At 64.6% G+C, this 14,539-nt stretch carries 14 protein-coding genes; 4 read left to right on the forward strand and 10 right to left on the reverse strand.

Translation table 11 applies throughout. The annotated features are described in order from the left end of the window. Window positions 1-213 precede the first annotated feature (213 nt). From FZ029_RS05380 to FZ029_RS05390, 3 genes are all read left to right on the forward strand, one after another. On the forward strand, window positions 214-597 hold the full coding sequence (locus FZ029_RS05380; protein WP_246457516.1) for a response regulator: 384 nt from the start codon (window positions 214-216) through the stop codon (window positions 595-597). 108 nt (window positions 598-705) lie between these two features. After that, window positions 706-1,485, forward strand: a complete 780-nt coding sequence (locus FZ029_RS05385) for a 16S rRNA (uracil(1498)-N(3))-methyltransferase (RefSeq protein WP_149197424.1) — start codon at window positions 706-708, stop codon at window positions 1,483-1,485. A gap of 48 nt (window positions 1,486-1,533) precedes the next feature. After that, window positions 1,534-2,898: a glutamate--cysteine ligase gene (locus FZ029_RS05390; protein WP_149197423.1), complete on the forward strand. Its 1,365-nt coding sequence runs from the start codon at window positions 1,534-1,536 to the stop codon at window positions 2,896-2,898. A 221-nt stretch (window positions 2,899-3,119) separates the two neighbouring features. On the opposite strand, the gene fdxB is transcribed toward FZ029_RS05390, so the two are convergent. The 6 genes from fdxB to nifE are packed head-to-tail and all read right to left on the reverse strand — an operon-like array spanning window position 3,120 to window position 7,410. Continuing rightward, on the reverse strand, window positions 3,120-3,413 hold the full coding sequence (fdxB, locus tag FZ029_RS05395; protein ID WP_012973385.1) for a ferredoxin III, nif-specific: 294 nt from the start codon (window positions 3,411-3,413) through the stop codon (window positions 3,120-3,122). Between the two features lie 57 nt (window positions 3,414-3,470). Further along, window positions 3,471-3,671: a CCE_0567 family metalloprotein gene (locus FZ029_RS05400; RefSeq protein WP_149197422.1), complete on the reverse strand. Its 201-nt coding sequence runs from the start codon at window positions 3,669-3,671 to the stop codon at window positions 3,471-3,473. A gap of 19 nt (window positions 3,672-3,690) precedes the next feature. Further along, window positions 3,691-4,158 (reverse strand): NifX-associated nitrogen fixation protein, encoded by a 468-nt coding sequence (locus FZ029_RS05405; RefSeq protein WP_149268296.1) that lies wholly within the window; start codon window positions 4,156-4,158, stop codon window positions 3,691-3,693. Between the two features lie 2 nt (window positions 4,159-4,160). Then, complete coding sequence (nifX, locus tag FZ029_RS05410) at window positions 4,161-4,559, reverse strand: nitrogen fixation protein NifX (RefSeq protein WP_149268297.1); 399 nt, start codon at window positions 4,557-4,559, stop codon at window positions 4,161-4,163. A gap of 50 nt (window positions 4,560-4,609) precedes the next feature. After that, the gene (gene nifN, locus FZ029_RS05415; protein ID WP_149268298.1) at window positions 4,610-5,998 is read right to left on the reverse strand and encodes a nitrogenase iron-molybdenum cofactor biosynthesis protein NifN; all 1,389 of its coding nucleotides are present in this window, start codon (window positions 5,996-5,998) and stop codon (window positions 4,610-4,612) included. A 5-nt stretch (window positions 5,999-6,003) separates the two neighbouring features. Next, entirely contained in the window at window positions 6,004-7,410 is a 1,407-nt protein-coding gene (gene nifE / locus FZ029_RS05420) for a nitrogenase iron-molybdenum cofactor biosynthesis protein NifE (RefSeq protein ID WP_149268299.1), read from the reverse strand. Window positions 7,411-7,647: 237 nt separating this feature from the next. Here nifE and FZ029_RS05425 point away from each other — a divergent pair, with 237 nt between their 5' ends. After that, complete coding sequence (locus tag FZ029_RS05425; protein ID WP_149268300.1) at window positions 7,648-8,187, forward strand: hypothetical protein; 540 nt, start codon at window positions 7,648-7,650, stop codon at window positions 8,185-8,187. A 30-nt stretch (window positions 8,188-8,217) separates the two neighbouring features. Here the strand turns inward: FZ029_RS05425 and FZ029_RS05430 are convergent, their stop codons facing one another. The 4 genes from FZ029_RS05430 to nifH all read right to left on the reverse strand — a co-directional run bounded on the left by FZ029_RS05430 (window position 8,218) and on the right by nifH (window position 14,333). Continuing rightward, a complete protein-coding gene (locus tag FZ029_RS05430) occupies window positions 8,218-9,708 on the reverse strand; it encodes a PAS domain-containing methyl-accepting chemotaxis protein (RefSeq protein WP_149268301.1) in 1,491 nt (496 codons plus the stop codon). 496 nt (window positions 9,709-10,204) lie between these two features. Next, complete coding sequence (gene nifK / locus FZ029_RS05435) at window positions 10,205-11,764, reverse strand: nitrogenase molybdenum-iron protein subunit beta (RefSeq protein WP_149268302.1); 1,560 nt, start codon at window positions 11,762-11,764, stop codon at window positions 10,205-10,207. Window positions 11,765-11,795: 31 nt separating this feature from the next. After that, the gene (gene nifD, locus FZ029_RS05440) at window positions 11,796-13,235 is read right to left on the reverse strand and encodes a nitrogenase molybdenum-iron protein alpha chain (RefSeq protein WP_149197414.1); all 1,440 of its coding nucleotides are present in this window, start codon (window positions 13,233-13,235) and stop codon (window positions 11,796-11,798) included. A 201-nt stretch (window positions 13,236-13,436) separates the two neighbouring features. After that, window positions 13,437-14,333 (reverse strand): nitrogenase iron protein, encoded by an 897-nt coding sequence (nifH, locus tag FZ029_RS05445; protein ID WP_098740339.1) that lies wholly within the window; start codon window positions 14,331-14,333, stop codon window positions 13,437-13,439. Window positions 14,334-14,539 lie beyond the last annotated feature (206 nt).

Here is a 14,539-nt window from a genome sequence, read left to right on the forward strand (position 1 = left end):
TGTCTGAACAGCAATCATGGCGAAGGTATCGGGCTGCCGCCCGTGCGGCAAGTGCGGCGCACCGCTTGTGACCGGAGTGAAGTCCGGAACCGATGCGGCCAAACACCCGGGCTCAAGCTATGAAAAATTGCAGTTCCAGGACTTGCGCGCGCCAAAATCGCACCAATACTGTTTCTTTATCAAAACTTCAGCGGCCTGCAATCGCAAATGGACATGAGCACAAAACCGGACCGTTTCGCCGTCGTCATCGATGACGAGTCGATCATCTTGGCCGGGATGGAGATCATGCTGGACACCTGGGGCTATCAGGTGCTTGCCGCAGAGGATGTGGAAACCGTCCTGGCGAAGCTGCCCGGCTGTCCGGCGCCGGACGTGATCCTGTCCGATTACCGGCTGCGCGACGGCTGGTCCGGCATCACCGCGGTGAGGGCGGTGCGCGAGGCCTGCGGAGCCGCCGTGCCCGCCATCATCCTGACCGGCGACACCGGGGCCGAACTGATGGCCGCCGCCAAGGCGGATCAGATCCGCATCCTGCACAAGCCTGTCCAGCCCAACGATCTGCGCCGCCAAATCGACGCCCTGATCTCGACGCCCTGATCTCGACTCCATGATCTCTGCCGCCGATCCGCATGTCCGGCGTCTGATCTGCTGACTTGCATCCCCGCGGCCGGCTATAGTCGGCGCCGCCCCGCGGAGACGAAAATCATGGCCGACCCGATCAAGACCCGCCTGTTTGTGGACAGCCCGCTGGCCGAAGGCCAGTCGGTCGGGCTGGATCATGAGCGCGCCCATTTCCTGCGCCATGTCCTGCGGCTGGACCGTGGCGACCCGGTTGCCGTCTTCAACGGCCGCGATGGCGAATGGCGGGCGGTGATCGACGGCTTCGGCAAGGGCTGGTGTTCGCTGACCGTGGCGGAGCAGCGGCGGGAGCAGGACACGACTCCCGACCTTTGGCTTCTCTTCGCCCCGTTGAAGAAGGGCCGCATCGATTTCGTCGCCGAGAAGGCGACCGAGATGGGCGTTTCGCGGCTGTGGCCGGTCTTCACCCGCCGCACCGACCCCAATCGCGTCAACCTCGACCGGTTGCGCGCCAACGCGGTCGAGGCTGCCGAGCAGTGCGAGCGCCTGAGCGTGCCGGAGATGGGCGAGGCGTTGCCGCTGGATCGCGCGCTGGCCGGCTGGCCGGCCGACCGCCGGCTTTACCTGTGTGCCGAGGCCGGTTCCGCCCGCCCAATCGCCGAGGTGCTGCGCGATGCCCCTGCGGGGCCTGCAGCCCTGCTCATCGGGCCGGAGGGGGGCTTCGACCAGTCGGAACTTGACGAACTCGCCAAACTTCCCTTTGTTGTTCCGGTGGGATTGGGTCCGCGCATTCTGCGGGCCGACACGGCGGTGGTGGCGGCGCTGGCTTGCTGGCAGTCCTTGACCGGGGACTGGACTGCCGGGGGAAGCGACCGGCGTCCGCCTTTCCGCGCGCCGATCCCGTAACCGGCCGTCACCCGGCCGATCCTCCGTCCACTTCCCGCGAGAGACTTCATGTCCGCACCCCCGACCACGCGCGGCGAACCCATCACCGACCGCCGCCAGCTTGCGGCCTATCTCGAATCCGGCTGCAAGCCGGCGCCGGACTGGCGCATCGGAACCGAGCACGAGAAATTCGCCTACCGCACCTCCGACCTGCGGCCGCTGCCCTATGACGGGCCGGACGGCATCCGCGAGCTGCTGACCCGCATGACCCGCTTCGGCTGGCAGCCGGTGGAGGAGAAGGGCAACATCATCGCGTTGGTCCAGGACATGGCCAACATCACGCTGGAGCCCGGCGGGCAGGTCGAACTGTCCGGCGCCCCGCTGGAGACCCTGCACCAGACCTGCGCCGAGGTGCACCGCCACCTGCGCCAGGTGAAGGAGGTCGGGGCCGAACTGGGCATCGCCATGATGGGGCTGGGCTTCCAGCCGAAATGGAAGCGCGACGACATCCCCTGGATGCCGAAGGGCCGCTACAAGATCATGCGCGACTACATGCCGAAGGTCGGCTCGCTCGGCCTCGACATGATGACGCGGACCTGCACCGTTCAGGTGAACCTGGATTTCGCGTCCGAAGCCGACATGGTGAAGAAGTTCCGCGTGTCGCTGGCCTTGCAGCCGATCGCGACTGCGCTGTTCGCCATGTCTCCCTTCACGGAAGGCAAGCCGAACGGCTTCCAGAGCTTCCGCAGCCATATCTGGACCGACACCGATCCGGACCGCACCGGCGACATCCCCTTCGTGTTCGAGGACGGCTTCGGCTTTGAACGCTATGTCGACTATCTGCTCGACACGCCGATGTACTTCGTCTACCGCGACGGCGCTTACATCGACGCGGCAGGCCAGTCCTTCCGTGACTTCCTGGAGGGCAGGCTGCCGGCGCTGCCGGGCGAACTGCCGCTGATCACCGACTGGGCCGATCACACCACCACGGCCTTCCCGGAAGCGCGTCTGAAGAAGTATCTGGAGATGCGCGGCGCCGATGGCGGCCCGTGGCGCAGCCTGTGCGCCCTGCCGGCCCTGTGGGTCGGGCTGCTCTACGATCAGGTGGCGCTGGATGCGGCGTGGGATCTGGTGAAGGACTGGACGACGGCCGAACGCGGACATCTGCGTTCCGATGTGCCGCGCTCGGGCCTGCGCACCAGCTTCCGCAGCGGCAATGTCCGTGATGTTGCGCTGGAGATGCTGGCGATCGCCCGCGACGGTCTGGCCCGCCGCGCCCGCAACGACAATTGGGGCGACGACGAGACCCACTTCCTCGACACGCTGCAGGTCATCGCGGAGACCGGCCGCAGCCCCGCCGACGAACTTCTGGAAAAGTTCAACGGCCCCTGGGGCGGCAGCGTCGATCCGGTGTTCAAGGAATACGCGTACTGAGTAAGGGGTGGATGGCTTTGCCGAGGTAAGGCCCCCTCCCTAACCCTCCCCCTCTTCGAGGGAGAGGGGACTGCCGCCGCTCTGCAAATCCACCCTCTCCCGCGAAGCTCTCGCACAAAGCTATGCTTTGTGCTGACGCGACAGGCGGACCATAGGTCCGCTGAGAGCGGGGGAGGGAGGGACCCGCGAAGCGGGAGGGAGGGGGCACACTCAGTGAAAACTCACGCCGCAACCGGCGCATGGGTGATGCAGCTCTTCGAGCACACCTTGGAGCAGCTTTCGCAGCCGATGCAGTTGGCCGCTTCCTTGACCGTCATGATCTTCTTCTCGGCCTCGTCGTCGAAGGCGTCGACGATGTCGCCGTCCTCGGTCAGGCCGATCATGTCGAGCACGCCGCGCCCGCACACCTTGAAGCAGCGGCCGCAGCCGATGCACTGCTTCTGGTCGATGGATTGGACGAATTTCGGGGTCCAGCTCTGACCACCGCGGGTGGTGCCGGTCAGGAACTCAGCCATGGGAATGCTCCTCTCGGGAAAGGGTGCGCCTAAGCCATTCTTGAGAAAATGGAGGGGTTATGCCGTCTCCAGCGCCTTCAGCGCCGCCCGCTTCTCGGTCAGGATCTTGAAGGCGTCATAGGTTTCCTGCGCCACCGTCAGGATGGTCTGCCAATTCTGCGGAAGCTCTTCCGACAAATCGTGCAGATCCATCTTCTTCTGGGTGGCGCGGGCGTTCAGCTTCTTGATTTCGTCCTTCAGGGCGTCGATGTCGCTCATGGTCGTGCTCTCCGGAGGCTCAGAGGTTCGCGACGTCGGGGTATTCCCGGATCAGCGCCACCGCATCCTCGACCAGCTTGGCGCCGTCGGCGGCCAGCTTCTCCAGGCTGGGGAAGCCGAAGCGGTGGACGTCGCGCAAAGTCTTCGACACCACCACCAGCCGGCCGGTGGTCAGGATCATGCGGCCGAAGCCCTCGTGGCTCATTTTCATCATCGGCGAGGCCATCATGCCGGTCTGCTTTTCGACCGTGACGCCGACCGCCTTGTAGAACAGCTCCAGCCGCCACAGCGTGTCGGGGTCGGGATCGCCGATGATCGGGATGGCGGCGCGGGCTTCCTTGTCCAGGATGAAGGGGGCGAGCAGAGCCTCGTCCGGCTTGCCTTCCCAGGCGCCATAGCTGTCCTCGGCACGGAACAGCAGGACCAGCGTCTTCACGAACTGGTCGGCGACGGACACTTCAGCCACATCAGCGCTCTCTGCAGCCATACTCAGACCTCCTCCTCGTCGAAATGGAATTGCGGCGTCTCGCCCATGGCCTTGCGCAGCCAGGGCGGCGGATTGCCGTTCAGCGTCTGGACCAGCTTGTCGAGCAGGGCCGGGATGGTTTCGGTTGCCTCGACCTTCACCGGATGGATCTTCTTCGCCACCACGCGGGCCGCGGCCGAGGCGCCGATGGCCGACAGGTAGACGATGGCGACGTCGGCCAGCGCCTCCAGCTTGGGCACCAGCTTGTCCTCGTTGCCGTCCTCGAACATCGAGCCGCCGAACTGGAAGGTTTCCAGAAAGGCATGGCCCTGGCGGTCGACCTGATAGACGGCGATGTTCTTGGCCCAGCCGAAATGCGCATCGACGTGCTGCATGTCCTGGGTGCAGAAAGCGACCTTCATCGATCCTCCTCGTGTCGCATCGTGTGTCGGGCGAGGGGCCTGCACCACGCTCAGACGGCGTTGCATCCGCATGATCCGCCTCCGCAGCCGTGCGAGTCCGCCGCTTCTCCCTGATGCCCGCCATCGTGGTGGGCATGGTCCATCTCGCGGGCGAGGAACAGGTTGCCGATGTCGCACAGCAGCTCGCGCGTGCCGCGGTAGCCGACCTGGACGCGCAGTCCCGCCCCCAGCCGATCGAACATCGGCAGGCCCATGCGGTGCAGCGGCACACCGATCCGTGCCGCCCCCTGCCTCCCGTGCGAGTTGGAGACGATCAGGTCGGCGTCGCGGGCCAGCGTCTCCACGTCGGAATGGTCGCCGACCATGATGGTGGCGGCCTTCAGCCGCTCCAGAACCGGGCTTTGCGTCGGCGACACCGCGGCAACCACCTCGGCTCCCATGTCGGTCAGGAAGCCGGTGACGGCGTAGAGCAGGTCGGGTTCCAGCGCCACGGCGATGCGCTTGCGGCTGTAGAAGAAATGCCCGTCGAGCATGGCATCGACCAGGGCTTCGCGCTGGCGCCGCAGCCGGGCCGGCGCCGGCTTGCCCGACAGCTCCATCAGAAGGCGAACCAGCTTGTCCGTCGCCTCCAGCCCGGTCAGGCGGCTGAAGAAATGGCTGGGAACGTCGGTCTTCAATTCCAGCGCGTTGCCAGCGACCCGCATATGCTCGCCGACCACGATGGTCGCGGCCGAGGCGCCCATGGCACGGATCTGCTCCACCGTCACGCCGCCCAGCGAGGTGGCGGTGAAGTCGGTCGGCTGGCGGCCGGACATCGACAGCGACAGGTCGGGCAGCATGATCGGCGACAGGCCGAAGCCCTCGATGATGTCGCGCAACTCCTCCACGTCACCGGGCGACAGGTGGCTGCCGGCCAGCACATTGACCTGGGTCGGGATGCGCACCGGCGACGGTTCGACCAGCCGCTCGACGATCCCGGTGACGGCGGCGGCGAAACCGTCCTCGAAGCCGCCGGCGAAGTCGGGGGTGCTGGCGAAGACCAGCGCGGTGCCGGCCATGTCGGGGTTGCGCTGGCGGAACAGCGTGTACTGGCCGCCCATGTCCTCGCCCTTGGTCTCGGTGACGCCGGTGGTGGCGACGCCGATCATGGCGGGCTTGTTGCGCTCGACGATGGTGCGGATCGCCTGTTCCAGATTGTCGTAGCCGCCGAGGATGGTGGAGACCTGATCCATCGCCGTGGTCTGCAGCGGAATCGCCTCGCGGAAATGGCGCACCAGCAGGACCAGCCCGAAGGCGGTGCAGCCCTGCGACCCATGGAACAGCGGCAGGCAGCGGTCGACGCCGAGATAGGCGAGCGCGGCGCCCAGCGGCTGGCTCATCTTCAGCGGGTTGGTGGAGGCGGCCTTGGCGGCGGAGGGGAAGCGCTGGATGTGGGACATCGGCCTCACTCCGCAGCCAGGAGCGTGGAGGACGGGCCGCTTTCCCACGGCGCCGGCCGGCGGACTTGGCCCCAGATCGGATTCGACAGCGTCTTGTCGATCTCCTCGCAGAGATTGACGATGCCGTCATAGCCGGCATAGGCGTGGTGGCGCTCCTGGTTGATGTCGAGCCAGGGAACCTTGGCCTTCAGGGAGATGAACTGCGACCGGCCGCCGGACATCATGATGTCGGCCTGGTTGTCGGCCAGCATCTTGTAGATGTCGCGCGGCTTCAGGTCGTCCCACTGGTGGAACTCTTCGCCCTTCATCTTCTTGATGCGCTCCTTGTCCTCCTTGGTCGACTTCTTGGTGGAGGTGCCAAGGATGGTCAGCCCGGCGCCTTCCAGCGCGCTGACCATCGACCAGCTCTTGACCCCGCCGGTGAAAAGAAGGACGCGCTTGCCGTCGAAGCGCGGCTTGTAGGGCTCCAGACGACGCCAGACCCGGCTTTCCTCCCGCGCGATGACGCCCTCAGCCCGGTCGATCAGCGCCTTGTCGGCGCCGCGCTCCACCAGCATGCGGGCCATGGTGCGCAGCGTGTCCGACATGTCGGAGACGCCGTAGAAGGAGCCCTCGAAATAAGGGATGCCGTAGCGTTCCTGCATCTTGCGGCCGACATTCACCAGCGCCTGGCTGCACACCATCATGGTGACGCGGGCGCGGTGGGCCTGGGCGACCTCGTTGTAGCGGCCGTCGCCAGAGATGCAGGACAGGAGGCGGATGCCGATTTCGTCCAGCAGCGGCTTGACCAGCCACAACTCGCCGGCGAGGTTGTATTCGCCGATGATGCAGACGTCGGTGGGGGTGGTGTACTCGGGTTCGACCGTGCCGATGACATGCTCCAGCAGGGCCTCGCCGGCCAGCTTGTTGCCGAGGTTCTTCGATCCGACGAAGCCCGGCGCCTCCACCGGGATCACCGGCTTGCCCAGCTTCTGCGTCGCGAACTTGCAGACGGCGGCGATGTCGTCGCCGGTCATGGCGGGCACGCAGGTCTGATAGACGAAGACGGCCGGCGGGTCGTATTGCTGAACGATCTCCTTGATGGCGCGGTACAGCTTCTTTTCGCCGCCGCCGATGACGTCCAGTTCCGACAGATCGGTGGTGAAGCCGGTGCGGTAGAGCTGCGGACCGGAGGATTGCGAGCCGCGATTGTCCCACGAGTTGCCGAGGCAGGCGATGGGACCATGGACCAGATGGGCGGCGTCGGCGATCGGCTGCAGCACGATCATCGCACCGTCATAGGCGCAGCCGCCGGCCGCGGCCCCCGGCTTCAGCGACTTGGTGCAGCCCTTCTTCTTCTCCTTGGCCGACTTGGCCTGGTTGGTCGCGCAGCCCGGTTCGTTGAAGACGTCCTGGATCTTGTCCTGGAGCATGCCCGCTCTCCCATCCTGGCGCCGGAAATGGCTCTGCAGTGATGTGATGCAGGGGGCGTGCCAGCGTATAAGCTATTGAAAAATAAAGATTGTCATCTTTCCCGTCGCTGTCCGATAGCTGACAATCGCCCATTGCCGGCCACGCCTTGTCGGGTGTCGCACAGCACTCGGCGGGCGGTACGCGCAGGGACGCGATGGGGACGGCCGTATCAGGACGGTTCGCGGGAGTGGAATGTCATGATGGTACGGTTCGAGCGGTGCGGCGGCCGAGGGATGATGAGCGGCTTGCTGCTGGCGCTCACGGCATTGCCGACCATGGCCGCGCAGAATGCCGCGGTGATCCAATTGGCGACGGAGCCGGGGCATGAGATCGGCATCGCCTGTCGTTTCCTCGACCCCGACCAGCGCCCGGTCCCGCCGGAGGCCGAGACATTGTGCGCAGCCGCCGCCGATCTCGTCGCAGGCAAGGCCGCCGGCCATGGCAAGGCGGTGGTGCGTCTCGGCCTGCGTGCCGTGGCGCCTGACGACGGGGAGGCGGAGGAGACGCCGCCCGCGGTCGATGGCCCGATCCTGCTGCTGGTCCTGGAAGGTCGTCAGGATTGGAGCGGCACCGCCCATCCCCGCTTGCTTCTGCGCGCCCGTCCAGTCCGCGACGGCATGGCCGCCCCGTCGGTCGGTCTGCCGCCGGTCTCGGTCGAACTGGGGGGAGAGAACTGGCGGGCGGCTGCCGGCCTTGCGCTGGAGCGGGTGGTCGGCTTTGCCATTCGGGGCAGTTGAGGCGGGTTGGCCGAAGTCCGCCGGGCCCGGTCAGCGGGCGAGCACTTGCGCCGCTTCCTTGGTCGAGGCGATGGCGGTTCCGACCTGCGCGAAGGCGGTGGAAATCGCCGTGATGTTCCGGTCCACCACGGCCACCGAGGTCGATGCTCCCTGCATGTTGGCGGAGATGCTGGCGGTGACGGTGGTCTGTTCCTCGACCGCGCCGGCGGACATGACGACGAATTCGCGCAGATTGGTCATGGCCGTGCGAATCGCCGACAGGGAGGATACGACATCGCTGGAAACGGATCGCATTCCCTCGATTTCGTGGGAAATCTGGGCGGTCGCGTTCGCCGACTGGTTCGCCAGATTCTTGACTTCGTTGGCAACCACGGCGAATCCCCTGCCGGCTTCGCCCGCCCGCGCCGCCTCGATGGTCGCGTTCAGGGCCAGCATGTTGATCTGTCCGGCGATGGAGCGGATCAGTTCGACGATGCCACCCATCGCTTTCGCCACCTCCGACAAACGGGTCGCAGCGCGGTCGGCATTGTCGGCCTCGCTCACGGCGGCGTCCGCCGCCTGCTGCGAGCGCGACATGCTGTCGGCGATCTCACGGGCGGCGGCGGCCAGTTCCTCCGCCCCGGCCGCGATGGTCTGCACCGTTCCTCTGGTCTCCGACGATGCGGCGGCGGCGGTGTCGGCCTGCTGGTGGGCGCCGCTCATCGCCTGTTCGATCTCGGTGAAGTTGGTATCGATCAGGGACTTCAGGCGGTCCAGCAGGTTGATCTGCTCGGTGATGTCGGTCGCGAACTTCACGACCTTGCACAGGCGGCCGGCACCATCGAAAACCGGGTTGTAGGAGGCCTGGATCCAGACGACGCGACCGCCTTTGCCGATGCGCCGGTATTGGGCGGCTTCGAACTGGCCCTTGTTCAGCCGGTGCCAGAAATCGCGATAGGCCGACCCCTCGCGCTCCTGCGGATCGACGAACATGCTGTGATGGCGTCCGCGTATCTCGTCCAGACTGTAGCCGAGCACCTTGAGGAAATTCTCGTTGGCGGTGATGACGGTGCCGTCCGGATTGAATTCGATCACGGCCTGCGAACGCGAAATCGCATCGACCTTGCCCCGCAAGTCGGCGTTGACGGCCTGTCTTTCCGTGACGTCGGTGGCGATCTTGACGACTTTGCAAGGACGGCCGGCGGCGTCGAGGATGGGATTGTATGTGGCCTCGATCCAGACCTCGCGGCCGTTCTTACCAATGCGCCGATACAGCGCCCGCTGGAATTCGCCGCGCTTCAGGCCATCCCAGAATTCCCGATAGGCCGGACTGGCATGTTCGGCCGGGTCGATGAACATCCTGTGATGCTGTCCAACGATTTCCGGCAACGAATAGCCCATCACCGCCAGGAAATTTGCGTTGGCGGTCAGGATCGTCCCGTCCAGAGAAAATTCGATCATCGCCAGGGAGCGGTCCAGCGCGGACAGCACGGAGTGGCCTTCAGCGCCCTTCCCATAGATCGACTGAATGAACCCGAACATCTCCGTCCTCCCGACTTGCGCTATGCCTGAATGTTTGCCGATTATGCATTATCAGAGCGCAAGAGATGACGGTAGTCAATAAGTGTAAATCCTAAGGCGTTTGGCGTGTAATTCAGAATAGCAGAACGGGTTGACGCATTTTCGGAACAAAAATTCGCATTTTGCAATTCGTGTTTAAACATTCTATCAACGATATTGCTATAGCCATTTTTACAATATGGGATTGAGGCCCGAGCCCCTTGCAATAGTTCTCTGACTTAAGCAAAAGAACCGACACCGGTCCGCCCTGTCTTTATCGATCCGATGTGATCCCCGGCATTCGCGCAAACAAAAATACCCGGAGCGTGCCGTCGCCGGCGCTCTCCGGGTTGGGGAGGTTGCCGCCGGGCCGGGGGGATGGAAACCCCGGCCCGTCGGGTAGGCTGGAACCGATGCCTGGAACCGATGCCTGGAACCGATGCCTGGATCGCCGCCGGCCTGCCTGCCGGCGCACCGATCAGCGGATCAGGTCGAACGAGTAATCGGTCTGGCCGACGATGTTGGTGTTGGCGTCGATGTCCTCGAAGATCCGGTCCAGGATCCGCACCAGCACGTTCAGCGCGCCCTGGTAGCCCCAGGTCGGATAGCGGTGGTGGTGGTGGCGGTCGAAGATCGGGTAGGTCAGGCGGATCAGCGGAACCTTGGTGTCGCGCTCCAGATACTTGCCGTAGCTGTTGCCGATGATGTAGTCCACCTTGTCGGTGAAGATCAGCGAGCGCAGGTGCCACAGGTCCTTGCCGCCGTAGGCCGCGCCGGACTTGCCGAAGGGCGAGCCGTCCAGCACCTTCTGGACCTGCTTCTCCCACTTCTTGGAGCCGGAGGTCGACAGGATGTGCACCGGCTCCGCACCCAGCTCCAGCAGGAACTTGGTCATGCCCAGGCAGAAGTCCGGGTCGCCATAGACCGCGAAGCGCTTGCCGTGCATGTGGGTGTGGCTGTCGGCGATGGCGTCGACCAGACGGCCGCGCTCCAGCTTCAGGCTGGCCGGCACCGGCTTGCCCGACAGTTCCGCCAGCTTCAGCAGCAGTTCGTCGGTGGCGGTGACGCCCATCGGGTAGTTGAACTTGGCGACCTCCTGGCCCTTCTCCTTGCAGAACTGCAGGGTCTGGGTCGTGTTGTACTCCTGCATGGAGATGGTGGCCTTGGCGTGCAGGGCCTCCTTGGTCTCCTCGATGGTGGTGCCGCCGTCATACATGCGGTACTCGCCATCCATCGGCGTGTCGAAATTGTCGGACACGTCGGACAGGATCTGCAGCTTCAGGCCGAATTCGCCGGCGATGCGCTTCAGTTCGCGGTTGTTGCCGACGGCGAAGCCGTCGAAGCCCGGGATCAGGTTGATCTGCTCGGTCTTGGGCGTGTCGAAATTCTCCGACGTGCCCCAGAAGTTGCTCAGGATCCCCTTGATCATGTTGTCGTAGCCGACGATGTGGCTGCCGACGAAGGCCGGGGTGTGGGCGTAGGGGACCGGGAAGTCCGCCGGAACGCTTTCCTTGTTCTTCGCGTTGGCGATGAAGCCCTGCAGGTCGTCGCCGATGACTTCGGCCATGCAGGTGGTCATCACCGCGATCATCTTCGGCTTGTAGAGCGCATAGGCGTTCGCCAGGCCGTCGATCATGTTGTTCAGGCCGCCGAACACCGCCGCGTCTTCCGTCATCGACGAGGAGACCGCGCTGTTCGGCTCCTTGAAGTGGCGGGTCAGATGGGTGCGGTAATAGGCGACGCAGCCCTGGGAGCCGTGGACGAAGGGCAGGGTGCCTTCGAAGCCCTGGGCGGCGAACATCGCGCCGATCGGCTGGCAGGCCTTGGTCGGGTTGATGACGACCGCTTCACGGGCGAAGTTCTTCGCCTTGTATTCCTCGGACTTGGTCCATTCGGACACACGGGCGACTTCCTCGTCCGAATGGCCGTACTCGAACTCGGTCTTCTTCTTCTCGAACATCGCCGCGTATTCGGGCTGCCGGAAGAGGGTGTAGTGGTCGAGGACCTTGTCGGCGCTCTGCGAAAGCTTGTCGGTCATTCTCAAATTCTCCTGTTCCAGAGGCCGATGGTCAGAACGGGGCCTTCATCACGCCCCAGACGGGGTTGTTGATGGCCAGGTCCATATCGCGGGCGAAGATCGCGAAGCCGTCATAGCCGTGGTACGGGCCGGAATAATCCCAGCTGTGCATCTGGCGGAACGGCAGGCCCATCTTCTGGAACACGTACTTTTCCTTGATGCCCGACGCGACGAGGTCGGGACGCATCGCCTCGACGAACTTCTCCAGTTCGAACGCGGTGACGTCGTCGTAGATCAGCGTGCCTTCCTTCACGTAGTGGGGCGTGCGCTGATAGTCGTCGTTGTGGGCGAACTCGTAACCGGTGCCGATGATCTCCATGCCCAGGTCGTGATAGGCATCGACGACGTGGCGGGGACGCAGGCCGCCGACGTAGATCATGACCTTCTTGCCGTCCAGCCGCGGCTTGTACTTGGCGATGACCGCATCGACCATCGGCTGGTAGCGGGCGATGACCTTCTCGGCGTTCTCCTTGATCTTGTCGTCGAACAGAGCGGCGATCTTGCGCAGGGATTCGGCGATCTGGCTCGGACCGAAGAAGTTGTATTCCATCCACGGAATATTGAACTTCTCTTCCATGTGGCGCGCGATGTAGTTCATCGAGCGGTAGCAGTGGATCAGGTTGACCTTGGCCTTCGGCGTGTTCTCCAGCTCGGCCATGGTGCCGTCGCCCGACCACTGGGCGATCACGCGCAGGCCGATCTCCTCCAGCAGGATGCGGGACGACCAGGCGTCGCCGCCGATGTTGTAGTCGCCGATGATGGTGACGTCATAGGGGGTGGAGACGAAGCCGGCCTTGGGTTCCGTCTTCTCGAACACCCAGTCGCGGATGGCGTCGTTGGCGATGTGGTGGCCCAGCGACTGGGACACGCCGCGGAAGCCTTCGCAGCGCACGGGGATGACCGGCTTGCCGATTTCCGCCGACTTGGCGCGGGCGACCGCCTCGATGTCGTCGCCGATCAGGCCGATCGGGCATTCCGACTGGATCGAGATGCCGTTCACCAGCGGGAACAGCTCGTTGATTTCCTCGATGACCTTGTGCAGCTTCTTGTCGCCGCCGAAGACGATGTCCTTCTCCTGGAAGTCGGAGGTGAAGTGCATCGTGCCCCAGCTGTCCACGCCGGTGTCGCCGATGTAGTAGTTGCGGCGGCCGGACCAGGAGTAATAGCCGCAGCCGACCGGCCCGTGGGAGATGTGGATCATGTCCTTGATCGGACCCCACACCACGCCCTTGGAACCGGCATAGGCGCAGCCGCGGATCGTCATGACGCCGGGGATGGACTTGACGTTCGACTTGACGCCGCAGTCCTTGGCCTCGGCCTCCAGCACGTTCAGGTGCTTGGCGCGGCGCTTGCGGGACTTTTCGGGATAGGCTTCGAGGACTTCGTTGACGAGGTTCTTGACGTCGACCGTGGTGTTCTCGGACAGGCTCATAGCCGGCCTCCTGCTTGAATATTCCGCGCCACTGCAGCGCGTGACCGAGCCCCTCCCTCCCACGCCGACGTCGCCCGGCCGGAACCGATGGGCAGTCGTTGGGTCGACGTCGTGCGGGGCTGGGGAAAAGGGCCAGTGTTCAGGCGGTCCCCCCTGCGCGGGGGCAGGGGGGCCGGTAGGCAACCGTCGCTACGCCCGGGATCAGGCGCCGGCCTTCGCCGCTTCCTTGGCAGCCAGCTCGGCGAGCTGCTGCTCCTCGGTCTTCATGATGCCGAAGTCCATCAGCATCTCTTCCAGCTCTTCCATGGTGATCGGGGTCGGGATGCAACCCTGGCCCGAATTCGCGTGGATCTTGTTGGCGAGCGCGCGGTATTCGCCGGCCTGCTTGCTGTCCGGAGCGTATTCGATGACCGTCATGCGGCGCAGCTCGGCGTGCTGCACGATGTTGTCGCGCGGCACGAAGTGGATCAGCTTGGAACCGAGGCGCTTGGCCAGCGCGTCGGCCAGATCCCATTCCTTGTCCGTCTGACGCTCGTTGCAGATCAGGCCGCCGAGGCGGACGCCGCCGCTGTGCGCGTACTTCAGGATGCCCTTGGCGATGTTGTTGGCGGCGTACAGCGCCATCATCTCGCCGGACATGACGATGTAGATTTCCTGGGCCTTGTTCTCGCGGATCGGCATGGCGAAGCCGCCGCAGACCACGTCGCCCAGCACGTCGTAGGACACATAGTCCACGTCGTCGTAGGCGCCGTTCTCTTCCAGGAAGTTGATCGAGGTGATGACGCCGCGGCCGGCGCAGCCGACGCCCGGCTCCGGACCGCCGGACTCGACGCACTTGATGTTCTTGTAGCCGATCTTGAGGACGTCCTCGAGTTCCAGATCCTCGACCGAACCGGCCTCGGCGGCCAGATGCAGGACGGTGTCCTGGGCCTTTGCATGCAGGATCAGGCGGGTCGAGTCGGCCTTCGGGTCGCAGCCGACGATCAGGATCTTCTGATCCAGCTCGACCAGAGCGGCCAGCGTGTTCTGAGAGGTGGTGGACTTACCGATACCGCCCTTGCCGTAAAAGGCGATCTGACGCAGAGGCGCTTTGGCCATGTGGGTCGCTCCTGTGCTTGGGTCGTGGGACTGTGCTTCGATCCGGTGCGGCCGGTTCGTGGCCGCTTCGGATTTCATGGATTGCACGACCCGTGCCAGAGCGGAAAAAATCAGCAAGTAATTGATAATGAATGACTATTCATGGTGGCGGTGCGTGCAGTCTCTTTGTCGGGGTCCCGACACACACGACAAAGCCCGACATTTTG

Origin of the sequence: Azospirillum sp. Sh1 (assembly GCF_008365135.1) — a bacterium.
Classification (GTDB): Bacteria; Pseudomonadota; Alphaproteobacteria; order Azospirillales; family Azospirillaceae; genus Azospirillum; species Azospirillum oryzae.

Excerpts from the sequence above, each read along its gene's own strand:
- FZ029_RS05380 (WP_246457516.1), top strand. The coding sequence starts at position 214 with ATGAGCACAAAACCGGACCGTTTCGCCGTCGTCATCGATGACGAGTCG.
- FZ029_RS05385 (WP_149197424.1), top strand. The coding sequence starts at position 706 with ATGGCCGACCCGATCAAGACCCGCCTGTTTGTGGACAGCCCGCTGGCC.
- FZ029_RS05390 (WP_149197423.1), top strand. The coding sequence starts at position 1,534 with ATGTCCGCACCCCCGACCACGCGCGGCGAACCCATCACCGACCGCCGC.
- fdxB (WP_012973385.1), bottom strand. The coding sequence starts at position 3,413 with ATGGCTGAGTTCCTGACCGGCACCACCCGCGGTGGTCAGAGCTGGACC.
- FZ029_RS05400 (WP_149197422.1), bottom strand. The coding sequence starts at position 3,671 with ATGAGCGACATCGACGCCCTGAAGGACGAAATCAAGAAGCTGAACGCC.
- FZ029_RS05405 (WP_149268296.1), bottom strand. The coding sequence starts at position 4,158 with ATGGCTGCAGAGAGCGCTGATGTGGCTGAAGTGTCCGTCGCCGACCAG.
- nifX (WP_149268297.1), bottom strand. The coding sequence starts at position 4,559 with ATGAAGGTCGCTTTCTGCACCCAGGACATGCAGCACGTCGATGCGCAT.
- nifN (WP_149268298.1), bottom strand. The coding sequence starts at position 5,998 with ATGTCCCACATCCAGCGCTTCCCCTCCGCCGCCAAGGCCGCCTCCACC.
- nifE (WP_149268299.1), bottom strand. The coding sequence starts at position 7,410 with ATGCTCCAGGACAAGATCCAGGACGTCTTCAACGAACCGGGCTGCGCG.
- FZ029_RS05425 (WP_149268300.1), top strand. The coding sequence starts at position 7,648 with ATGATGGTACGGTTCGAGCGGTGCGGCGGCCGAGGGATGATGAGCGGC.
- FZ029_RS05430 (WP_149268301.1), bottom strand. The coding sequence starts at position 9,708 with ATGTTCGGGTTCATTCAGTCGATCTATGGGAAGGGCGCTGAAGGCCAC.
- nifK (WP_149268302.1), bottom strand. The coding sequence starts at position 11,764 with ATGACCGACAAGCTTTCGCAGAGCGCCGACAAGGTCCTCGACCACTAC.
- nifD (WP_149197414.1), bottom strand. The coding sequence starts at position 13,235 with ATGAGCCTGTCCGAGAACACCACGGTCGACGTCAAGAACCTCGTCAAC.
- nifH (WP_098740339.1), bottom strand. The coding sequence starts at position 14,333 with ATGGCCAAAGCGCCTCTGCGTCAGATCGCCTTTTACGGCAAGGGCGGT.